Here is a 22,319-nt window from a genome sequence, read left to right as displayed (position 1 = left end):
CAGGCAGAACGGCCACGAGATCTCCGAGCGCGGCCGCATCCCGTCCGCGGTCGTGGAGGCCTTCGAGGAGGCCCACGCGGGCAAGCGGCGGCTGTCGGCGGTGTAGCTGTGCCCGGCCGCGTTCGGCGGCCGGAATGGGTCGGGGCGGGTCGGGGCGCGGGACCACCGGGTTGTCGGCCGCCGGTGTCGGCGGACCGGTGGGGCGGGCCCCGGCGCCCCCGGCGCACCCGGGTGAAACGGACGGGGTCCGGGCAATCGCGCTGCCCGTTCGACCCCACCCGGTGATACCACCGGTCGGTGTCGCTCTCGATACCGCCGGTTGATGTCCCCGTTCCCGCCGCCCGTTCGACGTGGTCCGGCGGTCGGATGGCGGTGTGCGGGTCGCGATCTGTGTTCCGCCGATCACCGACCGTCCCCGCCGGGTTTTCCCGAGCCGCATTCACCCGCGAATTGTCCGAGTGCGCGGGTGTCCCCGGTGGACTGCTCATTCCGGGCGCGAATCCGCCGCCCTAGGCTGGTGGGCATGCTCGATCTCCTCTTGGTGGGCGGCCGGTTCACCACCCTGGACCCGGCCCGACCGCGCGCCTCGGCGCTGGGCGTGTGGCGCGGTCGCGTGGTGGGCCTCGACGAGCAGGTCACCCGCCTGCCCGCGCGCCGGGTGGTCGACCTGCGCGGCGCCGTGGTGCTGCCCGCCTTCGTCGACCCGCACGTGCACCTGGCCTGGACCGGGCTGGCCGCCGGGACCGCCTCGGTGGCCGCCGCGACCTCGGTGCCCGAACTGCTCGCCGCCGTCGGCGCCGCCGCCGCGGCCCGCCCGGCGGGGGAGTGGGTCGACGTCGTCGGCTACGACCAGCGCAGGCTCGGTCGCCACGTCACCGCCGCCGAACTGGACACCGTGGCCGCAGGCCGGCGCGTCAACCTCGTGCACGACTCCGGGCACGCCTGCGTGGTGGACTCCTCGGTGCTGGCCCTGCTGCCCACCGGGACCGCCCACCGCGACGGCCTGCTGGTGGAGGCGGGCGCGGGCCTGGTGCGCGGGCTGCGCCAGCCCTACGCGCTGAGCGAGCTGGTCGCCGCCGTCGAGCGGGCGGGCACCCAGTGCCTGGCCGAGGGGATCACGGCGGTGGCCGAGGCGGGCATCGGCGGCGGCCTCATCCGGCACAGCCCGGTCGAGCTGGACGCCTACCAGCGCGCCGAGGAGCAGGGCAGGCTGCCGCTGCGGGTGCGGCTGATGGTCGCCGGGGCGCTGCTGCGCCCGGTCGCCGCGCACGGCACCGACCACACCCCGAGGGCGATGGACCTGGGCCTGCGCACCGGCTTCGGCGGCGACCGGCTGTCGCTGGGCGCCCTCAAGGTCTTCACCGACGGCGGCATGATGGCCCGCACCGCCGCGCTCACCGAGCCGTACGTGGGCGAGGCGGGCGCGGGGGAGCTGTACGCCCCGGCCGACGAACTGCGCGCGGTGATCGTCGACGGGCACCGCGCGGGCTGGCAGCTCGCCGTGCACGCCATCGGCGACCGCGCCGTCGACGTCGCCCTGGACGCGATCGAGGCCGCGCAGACCACCCACCCGCGCCCCACCGCCCGACACCGGATCGAGCACGCGGGCCTGGTCCGCCCCGACCAGCTCCCCCGCTTCGCCACCCTCGGCGTCACCCCGGTCCTGCAACCCGCCTTCCTGTGGTCCTTCGGCGACGACTACGCCCGGATCATGGGTGCCCACCGCGCCCCCTGGCTCTACAGAGGACAGTCCTTCGTGGATGAAGGGGTGCGGTTGGTCGGCAGCTCCGACCGCCCGGTCACCGTGGGCGCCCCGCTGCGCGCCATGCAGTTCCTGCTCGACCGCACCTCCGCGCTGGGCACGGTGGTCGGCCCGGCCGAGGCGGTCACCCCGGCCACCGCCGTGCACGCCTACACCACCGAGGCGGCCTGGTCGTGCCACTGGGAGGACGACCTGGGCGCGCTCACCCCCGGCTCGCTCGCGGACCTGGTGGTCCTCACCGCCGACCCGCACCACGTGCCCCCGGCGGAGATCGGCGTCCGCGCCACCGCCGTCGCGGGTGAGGTCGTGTGGGGCGAGGAACTGTTCTGAGGGGACGCGGACCGGTGACCGCCGCCCGGGGGCGGATTCCCCGACACCGAACCACCGCGCGGGGCGGAAGTGCGAAGCTGGACGGGTGTGGGACACAGCAGCCGCGCTGCGCCGGGAGTCGCTGGTTGTCGCCGTCCTCTGCGCTGTCACCGACGCGTCCACCATCCTGCTGCTGTGTCCGGCCGCCGGACACAGCGGGTGGGGGCCGCTCGCCCTGGGGCTGACCGTGCTCGCCGACCTGGCGCTGGCCACCCCGGCCCGGTTCTCCGGGGTGGTGGCCGCCGCGCACGCCGCGTTGCAGGTCGCGGGGCCCGCGATGCTGGCCGGGCTGGGCCGGTACCAGGGCGCCAACGAGACCGGCCTGCTCGTCGCCGGGTACCGGGCGGGCGCCTGGCTGGGCATCCGCGAAGCGGTCGTCGTGCTCGCCGTCCTGCTGGTGGGCGCGCTCGTCGGCCGCGTCGGCTTCCCCCCGTCGGAGGTGGGCGGCGACTGGCGGCTGGTGGCGCTGCACACGCTGACCACGGTCGTCCTGCCCTGGTTGGTCGGCCGCAACACCACCGCCCGGCGCGGCCACCAGGCCGAGGTCGAGCAGCGCGAGACCAGCCGCCGCATCGAGGAGCGCGCCGCCGTCCGCCGCGCGGTCGCCGAGGAGCGCACCGCCATCGCCCGCGACCTGCACGACGTCATCTCCCACCACGTCAGCGCCATCGGCGTGCACGCGGGCGCCGCCCGCCTCGCCCTCGGCGGCCCACCCGGCCCGGTCGGCCGCTCGCTGTCGGCGGTGGAGACCGCCAGCCGCTCCGCCATGGCCGACCTCCGCCGCATGCTCGACCTCCTGCACCACGGCGACGCCGCCACCCGCCAACCCGGCCTCGACGACCTCGACGACCTGGTCCGCGTCACCCGGGCGGCGGGCCTGCCCACCCGCCTCACCACCACGGGTGTCGCCGTGGACCTGCCGCCCTCGGTCGACGTGGCCCTGCACCGCGTGGCCCAGGAGGCCCTGACCAACGCCCTGCGCCACGGCGGCGGCGAAGGCGCCGAGGTCACCCTCACCCGCACCGACACCGAAGTGGTGCTCACCATCGCCAACGACCTGCCCCCCGACGCCGCACCCCCCGGCCGCCGCCCCGCCCCCGCGCCACCCACCCGCACGGGTCGCGCGACCCGAGCGGGCCGCGCCACCGCGGAACTGGACCACCCGGACGCCGCGCCCGCCCACGGGGGTCGGGCGGACCTCGCCCAGGTGGGCAGCGCCGCCGCGGACCCCGCCTGCCCGGACCGGGCCGACACCGCGTCCGCCCACGGGGGCCGTGGTGTCGCGGCGACCCCCGCCCACGGGGGCACCGCCGCCCCACCCGCCCGCGCACACCGAACCCCTGACGAGCCCGACGACGTCCAGGTCCACCGCGGCCTGCCCGGCATCCGCCAGCGCGCCGCCCTGTTCGGTGCCTCGGTCACCTGCGGCCCCGACGGCGACCGGTGGGTCGTGCGGGTCACCGTCCCCCTGGAGGCCAGGTGACCGTCCGCGTCCTGCTCGCCGACGACCACGCCATGTTCCGCTCGGGGATGCGCGCCGTCCTCGACACCCAGGCCGACCTGGAGTGCGTCGGCGAGGTCGGCGACGGCGCCGCCGCCGTCCGCGAGGTCGCCCGGCTGCGCCCCGACGTGGTCGTCCTCGACGTGCGGATGCCCCGGCTGGACGGCCTGTCCGCCGCCGAGGCCATCCTCGCCGCCCCCGGCAACCGCACCCGGGTCCTCGTCCTCACCACCTACGACCTCGACGAGTACATCTACCGCGCCCTCAGCCTCGGCGCCAGCGGCTTCCTGCTCAAGAGCCTGCCCCCGGAAGAGTTGGCCTCCGCCGTCCGCGTGGCCGCCCGGGGTGACGCCCTCATCGATCCCTCGGTCACCCGCAGGCTGGTCGCCCGCTTCACCGCCAGCCTCGCCCCCGCCCCCGGCCTCGCCGCCCCCGACCGCCTCACCGTCCGCGAGCAGGAGGTGCTGCTGCTGGTCGCCGACGCCCTGAGCAACGCCGAGATCGCCGCCGAACTCCACATCGGCGAGGAAACGGTCAAGACCCACGTCTCCCGCGTCCTGTCGAAACTCGGCCTGCGCGACCGCGTGCACGCCGTCGTCTACGCCCACCGGCACGGTTTGGTGCGCAGGCCCTGAGCCGGTCCCCACTCAGGCCCTGAGGGGTTGTCCCCCGAACGGGGGAGTGGGAGATCCCCTGGTGACGGGACGAAACTGTCGGTGCGGGTCGGTAGCGTGCTCGGGTGTGCGGGGATGGGTGGTCGCGGCGTTGGTGCTGCTCCTGGGTGGGGCGGCGCCCGCCGCGTGGGCCGATGGGGGGCCGGTCGGGGGCGACCTGCACGTCGCGCAGACGTTGGGGGATCGGGAGTTGACCGTGGTGGTGCGGCGGGTCGACGGGGCTCCCGCGCCGGTTTCGGTGGACGTCGTGGGGCACGTGGGGACCGCGGCGGGGGAGTTGCGGTTGCGGGTGGTTCCCGCTGGTGGGCGGGTGTTCGGTGAGACCGCCGTGCGCGTCGGCGGGCCGGGGGCCACCTCCGCCACCCTGTCGGTCGACCGGTTCGGGCCGTGGGAATTGGAGCTCGACGACGGGGTGAACACCGCGCGCATCCCGTTCACCGTGCCCGAGCGCGTGACGCCCGCGTGGGAGCGGTTCACCTACGGCGGGTTCGTCGCCGCGGGGCTGTTCCTGTTGCTGGCGCTGGGTTTCGCGCTGCGGACGGGGGTGGGGCGCGGGACCGTGCTGGCGGTGGCGGGGTTGGTCGTGGCGGTCACCGTCGCGGTGACGGCGGCGCTGCTGTCCTCGTCGGTCCCCGTCGCCGCGCCGCCGTTGGACGGGAGTCGGCCGCCGGTCAACATGGCCGTGCGGGCGGTCGACGCGCGGGCCGGGGCGCCGGTGGCGCTGGCGGTGGACCTGACCGACGCGTCGACCGGGCGGCCGGTGGACGACCTGCGCGTGCAGCACGCCGCGTTCGTGCACCTGGTGCTGGTGAGCCCGTCCGGTGTGCTGACCCACGTGCACCCGGTGCGGGTGCGGCCGGGGCACTACGCGGCGACCTTCACCCCGGGCGAGGGCGGCCGGTTCGGGCTCTCCGCCGAGCTCTCCCGCGCCGGAGCGGGCGTCCAGGAGGTGCGGGCGACGCTCGACGTCGCGGGCGACCCCGCGGTGTCCACGGTGGTCCCGGGTGTCGGGCCCCGGCAGGCCGACGGCGCGACCGTGGACGTCTCCTCCGGGCCGCTCGTCGCCGGGCGGGCGGTGACGGTGGCAGCGGACTTCGGTGGGCCTTCCGACCTGCAGCCGTGGCTGGGGATGCGCGGGCACCTGATCATCGTGGGGCCGCTGCCGCCGGACGCGCCGGTCGGTGCCGCCGCGGTGGCCGCGCCGGTGTGGGCGCACGCGCACGCCATGGTGCCGCCGACGCCCGGCGCGGTCGGCGGGGAACCGGACGAGACCGTGGCCGCCTACGACCCGAAGGTGGACTTCACCTTCACCTTCCCCCAGCCCGGCCGCTACCGGCTGTGGTTCCAGGCCGAGCGCGGCTACCGGGTGATCACCGCCCCGGCCGTGTTCGACGTCCCCGCCGACCCGGGCGGCGCGCCGTGACCCGGGCCGGGAAGACCGTCTTCGCCCTCGTCGTGGTGGCCGTGCTCGCGGGCGCGGTCCTGCTGTGGCGGCTGGGTTCCGGGGACGGACCGGTCGAGTTGAGCGGCGGCACCGACAGCTACGCGCTGCGGGTGCGGTTCGACGGCCCCACCACCGTGGGGGAGAGCGCTGTGAGCATCGAGGTCGCCGACACCGCGGGCACCCCCGTGTCCGCCGACGAGGTGACCGTCGAACCGGTGATGCCCGAGATGGGGCACGCCGAACCCGCCGTGCCCGCCGCCGCCGAGGGGGTGCCCGGCCGCTACCGGGCCACCGGCGCCCGGCTGACGATGGCGGGCACCTGGGAGATCACCGTGACGGTCCGCTCGGGCGGCAAGCAGGAAGCCGCGGTGTTCCCTATCGCGGTCCGCAGTTGAGTGAGGGGTGTGCAGGCATGGCAGCAGGGGACATGACAGCGGGGATCGCACCGGGGATCACCCGGGAGCGCGCGGCGCCGCGCACCGCGACCGGGGCGGCGACGGCGAGCCGGGGGCTGCCCACGGCGCTGGCGCTGCTCACCGGGTCGCTGCTGACCCTGGTCGGGCTGACCTGGGACGTGCAGTGGCACACCGACGTCGGCCCGGACACGTTCTTCACCCTGCCGCACCTGTTCCTGTACGCGGGCAGCGCGGTGGCGGGCCTGGCCAGCCTCGGCGCCGTGCTCGCCGCCACCGCCGGTCAGCGCGCGGGCCGCGACCCGGACCCGGTCGTCGGCGGCAGGCCGATCGCGGTGCTGCGGGTGTTCTCCGCCCCCATCGGCTACCTGGTCGCGGGCTGCGGCGCCGCGTCGTTCCTGCTCTACGGGCTGTGGGACCAGTGGTGGCACGGGCTCTACGGCTTCGACGCGGTGATCGACTCGCCGCCGCACATCGGGCTGCTGCTGTCGGTGATGGCCACCCTGGTGGGCACCGTGATGGTGTTCGCCGCGGCGTACCGGCAGACCTGGGGCCGGGTCGGCACCGTCACCTCGCTGGGCATCCTCGCCGCGTTCAGCACGATCGTCGTGCTGGGCTTCAGCAACGTCGGCGGGCCGGTCGACGCGGTCAGCGCCGCCCTGTCCTGGCTGATGGTCGTGCTCGTGGTCACCGCGGTCGGGTTCGCCCGCAAGCCGGGCCTCGCCGTCGCCCTGGCCGTCGCGCTGGGGATCATCCAGGCCGTGGGCTGGTGGTTCTCCCCGTGGGCCACGCACGTCTACGCCGACGCGGTCGGCCTGCCGATCCGCGACTACATCCGGGGCGTGCCGGTCATGCCCGCGCTGATGCCGATGGGCCTGGTCGTGGTGGCCGCGCTGGTCGAGGTGTTCGCCGTGGCCGCCCGGCGGGGCAACCGCTGGCTGCCCGCCGTGGCCGGTGCCCTCGCGGGTGGGCTGGTCGCCGGGTTCCAGGGCGTGCAGAACGCCTGGGTCTACGGCTACGCCGTGCCGCCGGTCGGCGACCTGGCGCCCACCGTCGTCGCGGGTGTGGTGCTGGGGCTGCTCGCCGGGTTCGTCGGCTGGCGCTTCGGCCGGATGCTGCGCCTCGTCGACCCCGGGAAGGCCTGATCATGCGCCGAGTCCTCACCGTCCTCACCGCCGTCCTCGGGCTCGTGCTGGCCACCGCGCCGCTCGCGCAGGCCTACGAGCCGGTCAACGTCGTGCACACCGAACGCGTCCAGATCGGCCCGTACGCCCTCGACGTCGGGTTCAGCGCCTGGCCGGTGCGCGCCATGCAGTCGCTGGACTGGACGTTCGCCCCGGTCGGCGGCATCGCCGACAAGTCCGGCACCCTGTCGATGACCGCCCCCGACCAGGGCAAGGAGGCCCGGCAGCGGCCGATGGCCCGGCACCCGCGCAAGCTGGAGGTCTGGGGCCTGGACATCAAGTCCCTGGACTCGCCGGGCAACTGGACCATCCGGTTCCGCGTCGACGGCCCGCAGGGGCCCGGGGAGGGCGCGCTGACCTCCCTGAACGTGCTCGACCAGCCCGGCCCGCCGATGGCGCTGAGCTGGTCGCTGAGCACCCTGCCGCTCGTCGGGCTGGTGGCTTTCCTGGCCGTCGCGTGGCGCCGCACCAGGTTGGTGGCACAATGAGCGCACTTGTTCGTTTATGGGTGGCGCGCGGTGGTCCCGGTTCCAGGGGTCCGCGCCGGTTGACGTGATGCGGTGGGTGAAGTGGCGACAGGCACAGTGGTGAAGTTCGACCAGGTTCGCGGGTACGGGTTCGTGGCCAACGACGCGGGTGGGGACGACATCTTCCTGCACGTGAACGACCTCGAGTTCGACAAGCACCTGATCAACGCGGGTTCGGTGGTCGAGTTCGAGGTGGAGGACAGCCCGCGCGGCCCGAAGGCGTTCGGTGTGAGCCTGGTCCGCCGCCCCGACACCGCCCCGAGCACCCCCCGCATCTCCACGGCCGCCGACGGCGACGAGGTCCTGTGCGACTTCATCCCGGCGAGCGAGTTCTCCGCCGAGGTCACCGAGGCCCTGCTCGGCTCGGTCGGCTCCCTCACCGGCGACCAGCTCGTCGCGGTCCGCCGAGCCATGATCAAGCTCGCCGAGGGCCACGGCTGGCTCGGCGACTGACGGTGCGGGTGGAGGCCCTGCTGGTCTCTCCCGTCCACGCCTACGAGGGCCGACCCACCGAGCCACCGCGCCCGGACCCGACCCCGCTGTCGGTACCCCGGGCCGAGGTGCACGCGCACCTCGGCCTGGCGGGCGACCGCTACCACAACCGAGAAGCCCACCGCCAAGCCTCGGTGACGGTGTTCTCGGCGGACGCCCTGGACGAGGTGGCGGTCGAATTGGGCCTGCCCCACCTGCCGGTGGAGAAGACCCGCCGCAACATCATCCTGCGCGGCTTCCCGGTCGACGACCTGGCGGCCACCCGCGAGCGGGAGGGTGCGGTGTTCACCCTCGACACCGGCTCCGGCCCCATCCGCTTCCAGGCCCACCGCCCCGCGCACCCGTGCCGGTGGATGGACACGCAACTGGCCCCCGGCGCCTTCAAGGCACTGCGCGGCCGGGGCGGAGTCCGTTGCGCCCCACTGGATTCCGGCTTCCTCACCCCCGGCCCGGCCACCCTGCTCGTCCCCTGACCCGCCCGCCTGCCACCCGTGCTTCGGCACGACGCCGGGTCGTGCCCGGCGGCCTGTCGTCAGGCACCTCCGGTGAGGGGCAGCAGGTCGCGCAGGATCGTGGTGGTCTCCCGTTCGGGGTGGGCGAGTGCGCGCAGCTCGGCCAGCAGCGCCGTGGTGGCGCCGGTGGAATCCGCGCGCTCCAGGACGATGCTGGTCGTGTGGTGTTCGATGTGGACGACCGGCGGGAAGTTGTCGATCTCCAGCACCCGGAACGCGGACTGGCGCGGAGCGGCGCGCGGCAGGACCCGGACCCGCTGCGGCTCGGCGAGCAGGTGCCGCACCTGCGCGCGCCGCACCTCACCCGGCAGGTCGTGGTCGTCGAGGACCCGCGCGGGCACCAGGTACACGCACTTGCGCCGCGTGTCCGGCTCCGGGCGTTCGAGTTCCCGGGGCTGCCGCGTGGCGCGGTGGTAGGCGGGGGTGCGCAGCGCCGCCGGGAGCAGGGCAGGCTCGTAGGTGGTGATGGTGGTGGCCAGGGCTTCGAGGTCGCGCACCGGGTCCGGCCCGTCGTGGCCGTGGCGGATGATCCAGTCGGTCCGGTCGGCGGTCGCGGCCAGGCGGTAGAGCACCTGCCGGTGGTCGGGCCGGATGTCCAGCAGCGCGCACAGCCCACCGATCTCCAGCGCGGTCGGCACCCGGCGCCCGGTCATCACCCGGTTCACCATCGCCGCGCTCATCGACATCTCCCCGGCCAGCTTCCGCGTGGTGTACCCGCGCCCGCGCCGGGCGGTGTCGAGCCTGCGCGCCAGGATGAGCCCGCGCAGGGTCTTCGCCCGGATGGTGTCGGTGTCGGATCGCGGCCGGTCGGGGAGCGCGGTCACCGTGGTGCCCTGGGCCGAATTCTGTTTCACGGGGTGGATTCCCGAATCGGGACCTATCCGCATGTCGTCACCTGTTTCTGACGTTGACCACTGCATCGGTTGTGCTCGGGGAGAAACGTTTTTGCCCGCCTGCGAGTACCGAGCGTATGGTCTTGACCGCAGTGACAGAAAGTCGTGCGAAGAATTGCTGATCGGGGGAGTGGAATGGGCGGCAAACACCGGCCCGGAACGCCGCGCGATCGGGCCCTGGGAGCCGAGCTGCGCGCGATCCGGGAGCGGGCAGAACTGAGCCTGGCGCAGGTGGCCGGGGCCATCCAGTGGAACGTCTCCACGCTGAGCAGGCTGGAACGCGGGCAGCGGCACATCTCGCCGGAAGCCGTCATGGGCCTGGCCGTGGTCTACAGGCTGCCACTGGAACGGCGGGACGAACTGGTCGCCCGCGCCAAGGAACCCGCCACGCTGGGCTGGTGGGACCGCCCACCCGCAGGCGTGCCAGGCGACCTCGGAGCCTTGGCCTCATACGAGTATGAAGCGATCCGCATGACCGACTGGAGTCCCGGTGTCATCCCCGGGTTGTTGCAGACGCCCGCCTACACGGAGGCGGTCATGCGGGACTCGGGGATCTCCGAGTACGACCTCCATCCGCGCCTGCGAGCCAGGCGACAACGGCAGGAGTTGCTGGACCGCCGCGAGGTCGACTACACAGCCTTCATCGGCACGGCGGCGCTGCGAAACCAGTTGTGCTCGGCCAAAGACTTCCTTGTCCAGCTTCGTCACCTGGTCACCATGGCGAACCGCGAGGGCGTGGACGTCCGGTTGGTGGAGTCCCCCACCTGGTTCGCCATCGGCGGCTGGTACCTCATGGACTTCGACCGGGTCGGGCCGGTGGCGCACCTGGAGCACCTGGGCTCCTCCACCTTCCTCTTCGATGAGGAAACCAAGCCCTACATTGCTGCCCGACAGAAGCTCAGCGGCCTTGCCCTGTCAGTGCGGGCAACGCAGGATAGGGTTGAGGCGATCATCGAGCAGCGGATTGTGGGGAAGTGATCATGCGCAGCGAACCTCTGCGGTTCAAGAAGTCGCAGTACTCGGGCGCCCAGACCAACTGCGTGGAGGTCGCCCACACCATGGCGCACCTGCGGGACAGCAAGCAGGGTCTTGGCGCGGTCCCGCTGCACGGCGACGCCGCCGCCTTGATCGCCTCCGTCAAGGCGGGCCGCATCTCCCGGTGACCTGTCATACTCCAGGTTGCTTCACCGTACGAAGCTGTCCGAGCACAATCTGTGCGATGGTCGCCTGGAGGAAAGATCGGTGGCAACACGCAGCAGAACCGGCATGCTCCTGCCGTTCGTCTTGGTTGCGGGGGCAGTCGTGTACTTCGGTGGCTCTGAAATGCAGGACACGTTGGCCGGTCTGCTTTCCAGTGACTCTGTCATCGTCGGCGCAGGCGATGAGCAGGTGTTGGTAGCAGGTGGCGCTGAGTCCGAAGTCGAGCAGTGCACGGCCGAGAAGGTGCTTTCGGAGAAGCGGTGCGGCGACCTGAAGGTCATCGTGATGAGCGCGGCGAAAATGCCTTATATCGCCCGGAACATCTCCCTTGCCTGGGGTGAGGGACACGATTTCATCCTGACCAAAGACGGCAAGAATCGAGCAGCGAACTACAACCAGACCTGCCGCAAGACGTTCGTGAAGAAATACGATGATGGCTCGTGTGACGAATATGCTTTCGCCTCTTCGGTTCAAGGCGGAAAAGGTGCTCGCACCGAAGAAGTTCCCGCCCGTGAACAGGCTTGTCAGGGGGCACCTTGAGCACGGCATACCGCTACCAGGGTATCGGTGACGGGGATGACTTTCTCGTGGTTATCAGCAATCCGGGTAAGATCGCGTCGGTGCCCTATCAAGGACAGGACGTCGCCGAGGACAAGACATCATGTGGCAGCTAGCAAGGAAATACGTTTGGGCCGACGAAGACCCGGACTTCGTTTGGACGGTGGCAGTTGTGACCGGCAGTTCGGTGGACGACCTGGTGCGCGTGTACGGGGGCGACCCCACAGCGGCTGTGCCTCTGGCTTTCGACGGGGCGTGGCCTTCCCAGGAAGACTTCGGAAGCGTTTTCAATCTCCAGGTTCTCGTCGAAGACGCGTATGTCGTCGCCATCGAGCCGAACGGATGGTCGGGTGACCTCCCGGAGATCGCCCGCCGAGCGTCGAATGGCGGTCTGTTCGTCAGTGCCTACTGGAGCATGTCCGGCGCGTACCGGATCACCGAGGCCCGTGGTGGCAGGGTGACTGCTCACTTCGACCCGTTCGCGGTCGGCTTTCCGGGCGGCATGGGCGATCTTCAACCGGACTGGATCGAGGAGACGCCGTTTGACCTTGATCGGCCCAACGCTTCCTGTCTGGCCGCTGTTGAACACAGAACGGGCTTGGTGATCGAACAAGACTGGTTGGTGCGCGAACTTCCGACGTACCGCATCCCTGATCCGGATGTGCTGTTGAAGGATGTGGAAAACGCGAGAATTCCGTAGAGGCGGAAGACGGATTCGCGCGCAGCAGGCTATTCCGCCGCGAACCGGTTCCGCAGCTCCCGCTTGAGGATCTTGCCCGCCGCCGAGTACGGGATCGACTCCACCAACCGGACCTCGCGCAGTCGCTTGTAGTGCACCACCTGCGCGTTGATCGCCTCCTGGATGCCCTCCGCCGTCACCGACGCGGTGCGTGGGACCACGAACGCCACCGGCAGTTCCCCGGCCAGGTCGTCCGGTCGCCCCACCACCGCCGCGCCCAGCACGTCCGGGTGCGCTGCCAGCAGTTCCTCCAGTTCGCGCGGGTAGACGTTGTACCCCTTGTAGAGCAGCATGTCCTTCTTGCGGTCGACGATGAACAGGTACCCGTCCTCGTCGACGACCCCGATGTCCCCGGTGCGCAGCCACCCGTCGACGAGGACTTCGGCGGTGGCGTCCGGGTGGTTGTGGTAGCCCTCCATGACCTGCGGGCCCCGGAGGCAGATCTCGCCGCGCTCGCCCGGGGGCAGGGGGGCGCCGCCCTCGACCGGTTCGACGCGGACCTCGGTGTCGGGCAGCGGCACCCCGACCGAGCCGACCTTGCGCACCCCGGACCGGTGCGGTGGGGCACCCGTGGCGCCCATCGTGACCTCGGTCAGGCCGTAGCCCTCGGACACCTGCGCGTGCGGGACCAGGGTGCGCAGCCGCTCGATCATCTCCACCGGCATCGGGGCCGCGCCGGAGGCGACGGTGCGGACCGAGGTCAGGTCGCGGGTGGCGCTGTCGGGGTGGGCGAGCAGGGTGGCGAAGAGGGCGGGGACACCGCCCATCGAGGTGACCCGGAGGCGTTCGGCGTCGGCGAGGTAGGCGGCCGGGTCGAGGCGGTCGTGCAGGACGAGCGTGGCGCCGGTCAGGACCGGGGCGTTGAGGCCCGCGACGATGCCCATGGCGTGGAACCACGGGGTGAGGTTGATCGCGACGCCGGTGCCCAGGCGGACCGGCCACTCCTCCGGGTCGCCGACCTGCTCCAGGGTCAGGCCGCCCTCGTCGTCGAGGCGGGGCAGGGAGCCGGTGTGCCAGCAGGCGTATTGCAGCGTGTTGGCGACCACGTTGCGGTGGGTGAGCCGGACGCCCTTGGACACGCCCGTGGTGCCGCCGGTGTAGGCGAGGTGGGCCAGGTGGGTGTCGACGTCGCAGGCCACCCGGGGTGGGGCGGTGGGCATGTCCTCGCCCAGTGGCGGGACGTCGGCGGCGGTGAGGGTGAGGTTGACCTCCGCGTCGGCGAGTTGGGCGCGGGCGGCGTCCTCCGGGAGCAGTGGGTTGACCGGGACGAACGTCGCACCCGCGAGCAGGGTGCCGTAGTAGGCGACCGGGAAGGCCAGGCAGTTGGGCATCCGCAGCGCGACCCGGTCGCCGGGGGAGATGCCCCTGGCGCGCAGGCCGTTGGCGGTGCGGGCGGCGGCGGCGCCCAGCTCGGCGAAGGTGATCGCGTCGTCGCCGTGGGCGAAGGCCACCCGGTTGCCGTAGCGGCGGGCGGAGCCCAACAGGATGGCGCCCGCCGCGACGCTCGGGTACCGCAACGAAGCGGGCATACCGGGCGGAACGATCCTGTTCGGCATCAAGCCTCCCAAGTGGACGGTGCCGTCGACGGCGGCGGCCCCCGATCGACTTAACACGATCGCCGGGGGCCGCACAACCCCGCGAACGGCTCCCCCGGGCGGTGATCGTCTCCCGTAGGCTGGTGTCATGCATTCGACTTGGGCCGACCTCGCCGCGTACGTCCGCGAGGAGTACGAGGTCATCGAGGAGCGCGAGGACGAGATCCGCCTCGAGTTCCGGTTCGAGAAGTACGACGAGGAGGACGAGCGCAGCCAGATCGTGGTGCTGCTGCGCGAGGTCCTGGACAACAAGCACGAGTGGGTGCAGATCGCCAGCCCGGTCGGCCTGGCCGCCTCGGTCGACCTGGCGGCGCTGCTGCGCGAGGTGGGCCACGGGTCGATCGCCTGCGGCGCGGCGATCATGGGCGACCACGTGGTGCTGCGGCACTCGCTGCCGCTGCGCGACCTCGACGTGCACGAGTTCGACGACCCGCTGGCCCTGCTCGCGGGCACCGCCGACCAGATCGAGGAGATGTTCTTCGGGGGCGACGGCTACTGAGGCCGCGCGCACAGGTCGCGCACCTACCCTCGGCGGCGGTTGCGCCGTTCGGGTGAGAGGAGCGCTCCGGTGCGGAGAGCGGGTCGTGGATTGGCCGCGGTGGCGGTCGTCGTCGGGCTGGGTGCCGGGCTGACCGCTGCCGTTCCCGCGCCGCCCGCCGTCGAACGCGGACCCGCGCCCACCCCGGCGAGCGTGACGGCCGCCCTCGGCCCCCACGCCGTGACCACCGCTGCGGTGCGCCGTGCGGAGGTGACCGGGTTCGGCGGCGGCACGCTGTTCGCCCCGGCCGACGCCGCGGGCGGCCCGTACGGGGTGGTGGCCGTGGCCCCGGGGTTCCGGGAGGGTGCGGCGACGCTGGCGTGGCTGGGGCCGCGACTGGCCTCCCGGGGGTTCGTCGTCCTCCTGGTCGACACCCTCGACCCGGACGAGTTCCCGACCGCCTGGGCCGCCGAACTGCTCGCGGCCATCGACTGGGTGGTGGCCGACAGCCCGGTGCGCGATCGGGCCGACCCGGCGCGCGCGGCGGTGCTGGGGCACTCGATGGGCGGTGGCGCCGCGCTGGAGGCGGCCCTGGTCCGGCCCGGGCTGTGCGCGGCGATCCCGATGGCGCCGTGGGACCCGGCCGCGGACTTCGCGGGCGTGCGGGTGCCGACCCTCGTGCTCGCCGCCGAGGACGACACGATCGCGCCCCCGGCCGAGCACGCCGAGCGGTTCTACGCCTCGCTCACCGCCCCCGCCCGGGCGTACGCGCTGCTGCCCGGCCGTGACCACAACTTCTCGAACGCCCCCGACGACGTGACCGCCGGGTTGGTGCTCTCCTGGCTCGGGCGATTCGTCGACGGCGACACCCGTTACACCCGTTTACTGTGCCGGGGAACGCTTTCCGCCGCGGTGACGTCCCAGCAGGACACCTGTCCTGCTCCGTGATCAGGACAGTCCACCCAGGACGATCAAGGTCCCGGAAGGTCATCCGGGGAATCGGATTATCGGCCGAACGGCGTTCGGTGATCGGCTCGACATCGGTCCGGCACGGGGTTACCGTCGGGTTTCTCACTCTTTCGGGTTAACGCAGACGGGGTTACTCTTCCGTAGGAACGAAGGTGTCGGATTTTGTTGGGGTGCAACGGAACCGGTTCTCGACCGAGGTTGTACCGTAGGCGTCTCAACGAATCCCCCACCTCGACCAAGACCATTCCCATGCGGACGGTGCCCGGCGTGATGCCCCCACGCGGACCGTCCGGCCGCCACCGGGCGGCGGCTCGACCACCCGGGCACCGCGCCGCCCGGCCGAGCCGCCCCCCGGCGGCATCCCCGCGCCCCGCCCCGGCGGCCGGACCGCGGCACACCGACGCCGCCGCAGGCCCGGCAGGCGCCCGGCCGTAGGCTTTCGCGCGACCAGGCGGGCACCCCCGCGCGGCGCGAGGCTAGGACACCCCGGATGAGCGAGCACCCGTCCCGACCCCGGCGTTCCGGGCTCACCCGCTGGTCGCTGCGGCGCCGGTCGACGGTGGCCTCGGTGCTGCTCGTGGTCGTCTTCGCGGCGGCCATCGCCGCGGTCGCCGTGGCCATCAACGACCTGGACTCGACCAGGGCGCGGCTGCTGGACCGGATCGGGCCGATGGTGATCAGCTCCGAGCAGCTCACCACCGCCGTGGTCGACCAGGAGACCGGGGTGCGCGGCTTCGCCATCACCGTCCGCCCGGAGTTCCGCACGCCCTACGACGACGGCCGGTCCCGCCAGCGGCAGGCCGAGGCGGAGCTGCGGCCCCTGCTCACCGACCTCCCCGGGGTCGAGGCGAAGTTCGAGGAGGCGCTGCGCCACGTCGAGGTCTGGCGCGCGGAGTACGCCGAGCCCACCATCGAGCAGGCGGCGGCGGCCAGGCTCACCACCGACCCGGAGGCGGGCAAGGTCCTGTTCGACCGCGCGCGCTCGGCGCTGGACGAGCTGCGCGCCGACCTGGAGGAGGAGCGGGTCGTCGGCCGGGCGGCCCTCAACGACTCCGCGACCGCGCTGGTCCGCACCTGCGTGATCACCCTGGGGGCGCTGCTGCTGCTCGTGGTGGTCGCCTCGGTGCTGCTGCGCTCGGCCGTGGTGGCCCCGCTGTCGCGGCTGAGCCACCAGGTGCGGCAGGTCGCCGACGGCCGGTTCGGGCACCGGGTGGAGGTGACCGGGCCCGCGGAGATCGCCGGGCTCGCCGAGGACGTCGACGTCATGCGCGCCCGCATCCTCTACGAGCTGGAGGTGCTGCGGCAGACCAACACCGAACTCGACACCCTCAGCGCCGACCTCAAGCGCTCCAACGCCGAGCTGGAGCAGTTCGCCTACGTCGCCTCGCACGACCTGCAGGAGCCGCTGCGCAAGGTCGCCAGCTTCTGCCAGCTCCTGGAGCGCCGCTACTCCGACAAGCTCGACGACAACGCCCGGCAGTACATCGGCTTCGCCGTCGACGGCGCGCGGCGGATGCAGGTGCTGATCAACGACCTGCTCTCGTTCAGCCGGGTCGGGCGGCACACCGGCAAGCACGTCGACGTGCCGGTCGCGAACCTGGTCGAGTCCGCGCAGCGCAACCTGGGCGCGGTGCTGGAGGAGACCGGCGCGACCGTCGAGGTGCCCGCCGAGCTGCCGGTCGTGCGCGGCGAGGTCCCGCTGCTGACGGCGGTGTTCCAGAACCTCATCGGCAACGCGGTGAAGTTCCGCGCCGAGGAGCCGCCGGTGGTGCGGATCGGGGTGGAGCGCGACGGCGACGAGTGGGTGTTCTCGGTGTCGGACAACGGGATCGGCGTCGAGCCGCAGTTCGCCGAGCGGGTGTTCGTGATCTTCCAGCGGCTGCACGGCAAGGACGCCTACCCGGGCACCGGGATCGGGCTGGCCATGTGCCGCAAGATCGTGGAGTTCCACGGCGGCCGGATCTGGCTCGACACCGAGCACGCCGAGAGCGGCGGGCGGGGCACCACGATCCGCTTCACGCTGCCGGTGATCACCCCGCCGGAACCGCAGGAGCCCGCCGCGGAGCCGGAACCGGCCGCCGCGGAGCCGCGGGCCTGAACGGGCGCCGGGCCGGTGGCGCGGTGCGCCGCCGGCCCGGGATGACGGGGATCAGCGCGCGCGGGCGGGCTCGTCCGCGGGGGTGCGCTGCTCGGGCGCCCACGCGGTCGGCCGCGTGGCCCGCTCGCGCGGGAACCGGGCGGAGAGCGTCGTGCGCCCCGCGTCGTGCGACAGCTCGACGTCCTCGGCGAGCTCCTCGATGACGGTCAGGCCCAGGCCGCGGGTCCCCGGCGCGGCGGGCCAGCACCCGTGGTCGGCCACCAGCGCCACGATGTCGTCGGCGTTGGCGTGCACGGTGATGGCGACCAGACCGCAGTCGTCGCCCTCGAGGTAGCCGTGCTCGATGGAGTTGGACACCGCCTCGTCGACCACGGCCACCACGTCGCGGCGCTGCTCCACGCGCACGTGGTGGGCGGCGAGCCAGGCGCTCACCCGGTGGCGGACCAGGGAGAGCTGGTCGCTGTCGGCCGGGACGATGAAGGTCAGCACACCGGTGTCGCGCAGCTTGCGCTGCGGTCGCGGGCGGCCGGGGGAGATCGGTCGGCTGGTCGGTGGGGCTGGATCAGACGCGGGCACGCGTCCCCCTCTCTCGGACGTGAATTGTCCGGTTCACCCAGTGCATCGCCGCGGGTCACTTGAACGTTCCCGTCCGTTTTCCGCGAGCGTGACCGGCTTGTTAACCCATCATTCAACGAATCCGGCGCCGATGCGACCCCCTCGGCCGCGTGGAGGGGCATATCCGCTGCTCAGGACGCACGTAATATCACTGTGATCTGTGTCCGGTCGGTGTGCGCAAGATCAAAGAAGGGGGCAAAAGCAACGGTCCGCCTCCCCTGTTCGGGGGAGGCGGACCGTTGGTCGGATGATCGGACCCAAGGGGGTCAGCGGGCCCAGAGGGCCTGTCCGCCGGAGCCGTAGAGGACCAGGTTCGAGTCGTTCTGCAACACCAGCCGGGTCGCGGCGGACCGCCAGCTATTCGTCGCCCACAGCGCCCGGCCGCCCGAGGTGTAGAGCACGACGTTCCCGTCCTCCTGGAAGACGGTGTACGCGCCCGGGTTGCCGTAGGTGCCGGTGTGCCACCACGCCTGGTTCGCCTGGGTGTAGAGCACGAGGTTGCCGTCGGACTGCATGTCCAGGTGGTAGCGGCCGTCCGGCGAGCGCAGCGACTGCCCGGCGTTCATCCGCTTCCCCTTGGCCAGGGTGTCACCGAGGGAGGGGCTGGTGATGGCGTCGGTGTGGAGGAACCGGTTGGGCGAACCGGTGCCCGCGTTGCCGACCCGGCCCTGGACGGCGGAGCCGAGCAGGTTGTCGGTCACCTGCTGCGGCGACAGCGCCGGGTTCGCGCCCAGCACCAGCGCCGCCGCGCCCGCCACGTGCGGGGAGGCCATCGAGGTGCCGCTCATGACCGCGGTGGCGGTGTCGCCGCCGGAACCCGCCGAGGTGATGTCGGAACCCGGGGCGAACAGGTCGACGCAGGTGCCGTAGTTGGAGTAGGAGGCCCGGGCGTCGGTGCTGGTGGTGGCGCCGACGGTGATCGCCTCCGCGGTGCGCGCGGGCGTCTGGTTGCAGGCGTTGGTGCTGGAGTTGCCCGCCGCGATCGCGTAGACCACCCCATCGGCGATGGAGGCGCGGATGGCGTTCTCCAGGGTGGTGTTGGTGCCCGGGCCGCCGAGGCTCAGGTTGGCCACCGCGGGACCGGAGACGTGGTTCTGGGTGACCCAGTCGACCCCGGCCACGACCTGCGCGAAGCTGCCGGAGCCCGCGCAGTCGAGGACCTTGACCGCGGTGAGCTGCACGCCCTTGGCCACGCCGTGGGTGGCCCCGCCGATGGTGCCCGCCACGTGCGTGCCGTGGCCGTTGCAGTCGGTGTCGTTGCCGTCACCGGTGGTGTTGGTGCCCCAGGTGGCCCGGCCGCCGAACTGCTGGTGCGAGGTGCGGATGCCGGTGTCGATCACGTACGCGCGCACGTTCCCGGCGGTGTTGGGGTAGGTGTAGGTCCCGTTCAGCGGCAGCGCCTGCTGGTCGATGCGGTCCAGGCCCCAGGTGGCGCCGGTCTGCGTGTCCTGGGTGGTCACCACGCTGTTCTGCTCGACGCGCTCCACCGACGGGTCGGCGGCGAGCCTGCGCGCCTCCGCCTCCGTCATCTCGCCCGCGAAGCCGCGCACGGTGGCCTGGTAGGTGAACCGCACCTTCGCCCGGTGCTTGCCCGCCAGCGCGCCGACCAGGTCGCGCACCGGCCGCTGCCGGGTCGCCCCCTCCTTGAACACGACGAGGTAGCTGTCCTTGATCGCCCCCGGCTTGCCCGCGCCCAGCACGTCGCCCTGCGCGGCGGCGCTGGGCACGACCGCGAACGCGACGCCCACCCCCGCCACGACGGCCACGCCGAGGCCCAACAGTTTGTTCACGCGCGCGGTGAGAGGACGCGGCATCGGATCTCCCTCGGAACAGGACAGGCGGGGCCCGGTGGACCCCCATTCGGCCCCCGCAGTGGGGACAGTCACCTGAATACCCTGCTCAACGGCGCGTTTCTGCACCCCTTGTACCCTTGTGGACAGACCATTGGGGTGTCTGCGCGCACGTTCGGACGCACCTTTGTGGGCGGATGGCAAAAGTTCCCCGGCCGAGCGCCCCCACCCATCATGACCGGGGTCCGGGGTCCTGCGCAGAGGGGATGTGGGCGGACCAGGGGTTCCGGGTGGGATCAGTCCCGGTGGGGCACGTGGGCGAACACCGTGGTGTGCCCGTCGGCGACGCTCAGGTCCATCCGGTCGGCGATCGCGGCGATCATGGCCAGGCCGCGACCGCGGACGCCGTCGACCGTCGGCTGCTTCCAGGTCCCCTGGTCGCGCACCCGCACCTCGACCCCGCCCGCGTCGTGCACGGCGGTGAGGCTGATCGGACCGGGGTCTGGGCTGTCGCCGTAGGCGTGCTCGATGGCGTTGGTCAGCGCCTCGTCGACCACCAGGACGACGTCCTGGCGGGTGCCGGTGCCCACCCCCAGGCCGGTGAGCCACCGGTCGAGGGTGGCCCGCACGTCCGGCAGCGCGGCGGCGGTGGTGGGCACGGCGAGCGCCAGTTCGGCGGGCGCGGCACCGCGATCGGTGTCCGTCGTCGTCATGCCGCCCCTTCCCCGAGCGCCCTCGCCCGCGCCGGGAACGTCTGCACCGGCTTCGGGCTCCGAACATGGCGTCGCGGTTGCGCACCCGATCGTTACCGGTTCACCGGTCACCCGATCGGTGCGAATCGGATCGGGAAGTCGAGGGAGGTGCGGAGTGCAACCTGCGACAGGACGCCTGCGGGGCGGGTGCTGCCCGGACGCCGTCGTCCCGGCAGCACCCGCCCCGCAGGCGGAAATCCTCAGTGGACAGAGAGTTCGTCGGCGTCGACCGGCTGTTGCAGCGGATCGTCCGAGATCGGGGTCACCGGTCCCAGAACACGCGGTTCCAACTGCTGCATGCCGACCGCGCCGAGCATGACGACCAGGGGAGTGGCGAGTGCGATCCACATGGGACGGTGACCTCCAGCTCGACGGCAGCTCTACCCGTTACTTACCCCGAACGGCCGCACCTCACACGGTCGCGGCTGTGCGGAGCCCAACAGCGGAAACGGTTTCACGGCCCCGACCCTGGGTCGCGGCCCGCCGGACGACGACGGGACGCGTGCGCGTTCGGGTCCCCACTCGCCCGCGCACGCGTCCCGCCCACCAGGTCGACCGCGCCGGATCAGTCCCGCCAGGTCAACTGCGCCAGGTCAACCGCGCCGGATCAGCCCCCGCCAGGTCAGCGGAAAGCCGGGATGACGTCCTTCGCCCACACCCGGAAGAACTCCTCGTGGTCGGACCCGATCTGCTGCACGTACACCTCGTCGGCGCCCGCATCGACGAACTCGCGCACGGCGCCCACGTGCCGGTCGACGTCCGGCCCGCACACGATCTGCTCGGCCACCGCGTCCTCGGTCACCAGGCTCGCCGCGTCGGCGAAGTCGCGCGGCCGGGGCATGGTCTGCGCGAGCTGGCCCGCCAGGCCCTCGTTGCGCCAGAGCCGGTGCGCCGTCGCCCGGCCCGCCGCCTCCGTCTCGGCCCAGCACACCTTCATCCCGGCCTGCACCGGCTTCGCGCCGCCGCCGGACATGCGGAACGTGCCGACGAGGTCCGCATCCGGCATGACCGTGCAGTAGCCGTCACCGATCCGGGCCGCCAGCTCGGTGGCCTGCGGGCCGAAACCGGACACGTAGATGGGCACCGGCTCCTCCGGCACGGTGTAGAGGCGCGCCTCCTGGACCTCGTAGAACTCGCCGTGGAAGGACACCTCCTCCCCGGTGTGCAACTTGCGGATGACCTCGACGGCCTCCTCCAACATCGCCAGCCGGACCCCGACCGACGGCCACGAGTCACCCAGGATGTGCTCGTTGAGCGCCTCGCCGCTGCCCACGCCCAGGGTGAACCGACCACCGGTCTGCACGGCCGCCGTCGCCGAGGCCTGCGCGACGATCGCCGGGTGCACCCGCACGGTCGGGCAGGTCACCGCCGTGGTGATGGGCAGCGACACCGCCTCCGACAGGGCACCGATGACCGACCAGACGAACGGGCTCTGCCCCTGCTCCTCCAACCACGGGTGGAAGTGGTCGGAGATCCACAGGCGCTCGAACCCGGCCTCCTCGGCCAGGCGGGCCTGCCGCACCAGCTCCTTGGGGCCGAACTCCTCGCAGGACAGGAAGTACCCGATGCTCACCATGGCCCCCGGGTACCCCGCGGCGCGGGCTGAAACCGACCTGCTGTGCTCTTGGGTTCCGCCCGGCTGTGCCTCGGTTTGAAGCCCGGGATTTCGTCGCTGGTGCCCGGATGGGCAAATCTGCTCGGCCGTGCCGTGGTTTCAAAGCCCGGTCGTTTGTTGGGCGTGTCCGGGCAGGGCT

24 protein-coding genes are annotated in these 22,319 nt (G+C 72.7%); 17 read left to right on the top strand and 7 right to left on the bottom strand.

Features of this window, described 5'->3' with window-relative positions; genetic code table 11:
• The 10 genes from UO65_RS39105 to UO65_RS22970 form a co-directional block, all read left to right on the top strand.
• Positions 1-106: Lsr2 family DNA-binding protein (locus UO65_RS39105; protein ID WP_200873435.1), on the top strand; the 106-nt coding region annotated here is incomplete at its 5' end.
• Positions 107-523: 417 nt separating this feature from the next.
• A complete protein-coding gene (locus UO65_RS23010) occupies positions 524-2,092 on the top strand; it encodes an amidohydrolase (protein WP_035286170.1) in 1,569 nt (522 codons plus the stop codon).
• An 85-nt stretch (positions 2,093-2,177) separates the two neighbouring features.
• Complete coding sequence (locus UO65_RS23005) at positions 2,178-3,614, top strand: sensor histidine kinase (protein WP_052021628.1); 1,437 nt, start codon at positions 2,178-2,180, stop codon at positions 3,612-3,614.
• Complete coding sequence (locus tag UO65_RS23000; RefSeq protein ID WP_084176162.1) at positions 3,611-4,267, top strand: response regulator; 657 nt, start codon at positions 3,611-3,613, stop codon at positions 4,265-4,267. The genes UO65_RS23005 and UO65_RS23000 overlap by 4 nt, the downstream gene beginning before the upstream one ends.
• 106 nt (positions 4,268-4,373) lie before the next feature.
• Positions 4,374-5,729 carry a hypothetical protein gene (locus UO65_RS36915; protein WP_233427807.1) on the top strand — a complete coding sequence of 452 codons (1,356 nt, stop codon included), beginning with the start codon at positions 4,374-4,376 and terminating at the stop codon, positions 5,727-5,729.
• Entirely contained in the window at positions 5,726-6,145 is a 420-nt protein-coding gene (locus UO65_RS22990) for a FixH family protein (protein ID WP_035286164.1), read from the top strand. The genes UO65_RS36915 and UO65_RS22990 overlap by 4 nt, the downstream gene beginning before the upstream one ends.
• A 17-nt stretch (positions 6,146-6,162) precedes the next feature.
• A complete protein-coding gene (locus UO65_RS22985; RefSeq protein ID WP_233427806.1) occupies positions 6,163-7,308 on the top strand; it encodes a hypothetical protein in 1,146 nt (381 codons plus the stop codon).
• 2 nt (positions 7,309-7,310) lie between these two features.
• Positions 7,311-7,835, top strand: coding sequence for a hypothetical protein (locus UO65_RS22980; RefSeq protein ID WP_035286162.1), 525 nt, complete (start codon positions 7,311-7,313; stop codon positions 7,833-7,835).
• 81 nt (positions 7,836-7,916) lie between these two features.
• On the top strand, positions 7,917-8,327 hold the full coding sequence (locus tag UO65_RS22975) for a cold-shock protein (protein WP_035286160.1): 411 nt from the start codon (positions 7,917-7,919) through the stop codon (positions 8,325-8,327).
• Positions 8,328-8,329: 2 nt separating this feature from the next.
• Positions 8,330-8,839 carry an MOSC domain-containing protein gene (locus UO65_RS22970; RefSeq protein WP_233427805.1) on the top strand — a complete coding sequence of 170 codons (510 nt, stop codon included), beginning with the start codon at positions 8,330-8,332 and terminating at the stop codon, positions 8,837-8,839.
• Between the two features lie 59 nt (positions 8,840-8,898).
• Here UO65_RS22970 and UO65_RS22965 read toward each other — a convergent pair whose 3' ends face one another.
• Positions 8,899-9,732, bottom strand: a complete 834-nt coding sequence (locus tag UO65_RS22965; RefSeq protein ID WP_035286155.1) for a helix-turn-helix domain-containing protein — start codon at positions 9,730-9,732, stop codon at positions 8,899-8,901.
• 174 nt (positions 9,733-9,906) lie between these two features.
• On the opposite strand from UO65_RS22965, the gene UO65_RS22960 reads away from it, so the two are divergent.
• The 4 genes from UO65_RS22960 (at position 9,907) to UO65_RS22945 (ending at position 12,229) form a co-directional block, all read left to right on the top strand.
• On the top strand, positions 9,907-10,749 hold the full coding sequence (locus tag UO65_RS22960; RefSeq protein WP_035286154.1) for a helix-turn-helix domain-containing protein: 843 nt from the start codon (positions 9,907-9,909) through the stop codon (positions 10,747-10,749).
• A gap of 2 nt (positions 10,750-10,751) precedes the next feature.
• Positions 10,752-10,934 (top strand): DUF397 domain-containing protein, encoded by a 183-nt coding sequence (locus tag UO65_RS22955; protein ID WP_035286153.1) that lies wholly within the window; start codon positions 10,752-10,754, stop codon positions 10,932-10,934.
• Between the two features lie 79 nt (positions 10,935-11,013).
• Positions 11,014-11,511 carry a NucA/NucB deoxyribonuclease domain-containing protein gene (locus UO65_RS22950; protein WP_152552221.1) on the top strand — a complete coding sequence of 166 codons (498 nt, stop codon included), beginning with the start codon at positions 11,014-11,016 and terminating at the stop codon, positions 11,509-11,511.
• 190 nt (positions 11,512-11,701) lie between these two features.
• Complete coding sequence (locus tag UO65_RS22945; protein ID WP_152552220.1) at positions 11,702-12,229, top strand: hypothetical protein; 528 nt, start codon at positions 11,702-11,704, stop codon at positions 12,227-12,229.
• Positions 12,230-12,258: 29 nt separating this feature from the next.
• Here UO65_RS22945 and UO65_RS22940 read toward each other — a convergent pair whose 3' ends face one another.
• A complete protein-coding gene (locus UO65_RS22940; protein ID WP_233427804.1) occupies positions 12,259-13,797 on the bottom strand; it encodes a class I adenylate-forming enzyme family protein in 1,539 nt (512 codons plus the stop codon).
• A gap of 154 nt (positions 13,798-13,951) precedes the next feature.
• Here UO65_RS22940 and UO65_RS22935 point away from each other — a divergent pair, with 154 nt between their 5' ends.
• The 3 genes from UO65_RS22935 (at position 13,952) to UO65_RS22925 (ending at position 17,408) form a co-directional block, all read left to right on the top strand.
• A complete protein-coding gene (locus UO65_RS22935) occupies positions 13,952-14,362 on the top strand; it encodes a type III secretion system chaperone family protein (RefSeq protein WP_035286141.1) in 411 nt (136 codons plus the stop codon).
• 69 nt (positions 14,363-14,431) lie between these two features.
• A complete protein-coding gene (locus UO65_RS22930; RefSeq protein ID WP_035286139.1) occupies positions 14,432-15,289 on the top strand; it encodes an alpha/beta hydrolase family protein in 858 nt (285 codons plus the stop codon).
• A gap of 511 nt (positions 15,290-15,800) precedes the next feature.
• A complete protein-coding gene (locus UO65_RS22925) occupies positions 15,801-17,408 on the top strand; it encodes a sensor histidine kinase (protein ID WP_063936002.1) in 1,608 nt (535 codons plus the stop codon).
• 51 nt (positions 17,409-17,459) lie between these two features.
• On the opposite strand, the gene UO65_RS22920 is transcribed toward UO65_RS22925, so the two are convergent.
• The 5 genes from UO65_RS22920 to UO65_RS22905 all read right to left on the bottom strand — a co-directional run bounded on the left by UO65_RS22920 (position 17,460) and on the right by UO65_RS22905 (position 22,141).
• Complete coding sequence (locus tag UO65_RS22920; RefSeq protein WP_084176156.1) at positions 17,460-17,984, bottom strand: ATP-binding protein; 525 nt, start codon at positions 17,982-17,984, stop codon at positions 17,460-17,462.
• A gap of 305 nt (positions 17,985-18,289) precedes the next feature.
• Positions 18,290-19,813, bottom strand: a complete 1,524-nt coding sequence (locus UO65_RS22915; RefSeq protein ID WP_063936001.1) for a S8 family serine peptidase — start codon at positions 19,811-19,813, stop codon at positions 18,290-18,292.
• Positions 19,814-20,109: 296 nt separating this feature from the next.
• Positions 20,110-20,526, bottom strand: a complete 417-nt coding sequence (locus UO65_RS22910; RefSeq protein WP_035286138.1) for an ATP-binding protein — start codon at positions 20,524-20,526, stop codon at positions 20,110-20,112.
• A gap of 239 nt (positions 20,527-20,765) precedes the next feature.
• A complete protein-coding gene (locus UO65_RS36910; protein ID WP_161784498.1) occupies positions 20,766-20,915 on the bottom strand; it encodes a hypothetical protein in 150 nt (49 codons plus the stop codon).
• Between the two features lie 272 nt (positions 20,916-21,187).
• Positions 21,188-22,141, bottom strand: a complete 954-nt coding sequence (locus UO65_RS22905; protein WP_035286137.1) for an LLM class F420-dependent oxidoreductase — start codon at positions 22,139-22,141, stop codon at positions 21,188-21,190.
• Between the last annotated feature and the right edge of the window lie 178 nt (positions 22,142-22,319).

Source organism: Actinokineospora spheciospongiae (assembly GCF_000564855.1).
GTDB classification, from domain to species: Bacteria; Actinomycetota; Actinomycetes; order Mycobacteriales; family Pseudonocardiaceae; genus Actinokineospora; species Actinokineospora spheciospongiae.
Note: the sequence above shows the minus strand (reverse complement) of the source record. Positions and strands in the feature narration are given on the sequence as shown.

Bases quoted from the DNA above. Each gene is read 5' to 3' on its own strand.
- UO65_RS22905 (WP_035286137.1), bottom strand. From the start codon at position 22,141: ATGGTGAGCATCGGGTACTTCCTGTCCTGCGAGGAGTTCGGCCCCAAG.
- UO65_RS22985 (WP_233427806.1), top strand. From the start codon at position 6,163: ATGGCAGCAGGGGACATGACAGCGGGGATCGCACCGGGGATCACCCGG.
- UO65_RS22925 (WP_063936002.1), top strand. From the start codon at position 15,801: ATGAGCGAGCACCCGTCCCGACCCCGGCGTTCCGGGCTCACCCGCTGG.
- UO65_RS22955 (WP_035286153.1), top strand. From the start codon at position 10,752: ATGCGCAGCGAACCTCTGCGGTTCAAGAAGTCGCAGTACTCGGGCGCC.
- UO65_RS22980 (WP_035286162.1), top strand. From the start codon at position 7,311: ATGCGCCGAGTCCTCACCGTCCTCACCGCCGTCCTCGGGCTCGTGCTG.
- UO65_RS22940 (WP_233427804.1), bottom strand. From the start codon at position 13,797: ATGCCCGCTTCGTTGCGGTACCCGAGCGTCGCGGCGGGCGCCATCCTG.
- UO65_RS22935 (WP_035286141.1), top strand. From the start codon at position 13,952: ATGCATTCGACTTGGGCCGACCTCGCCGCGTACGTCCGCGAGGAGTAC.
- UO65_RS23010 (WP_035286170.1), top strand. From the start codon at position 524: ATGCTCGATCTCCTCTTGGTGGGCGGCCGGTTCACCACCCTGGACCCG.
- UO65_RS22960 (WP_035286154.1), top strand. From the start codon at position 9,907: ATGGGCGGCAAACACCGGCCCGGAACGCCGCGCGATCGGGCCCTGGGA.
- UO65_RS36910 (WP_161784498.1), bottom strand. From the start codon at position 20,915: ATGTGGATCGCACTCGCCACTCCCCTGGTCGTCATGCTCGGCGCGGTC.
- UO65_RS22910 (WP_035286138.1), bottom strand. From the start codon at position 20,526: ATGACGACGACGGACACCGATCGCGGTGCCGCGCCCGCCGAACTGGCG.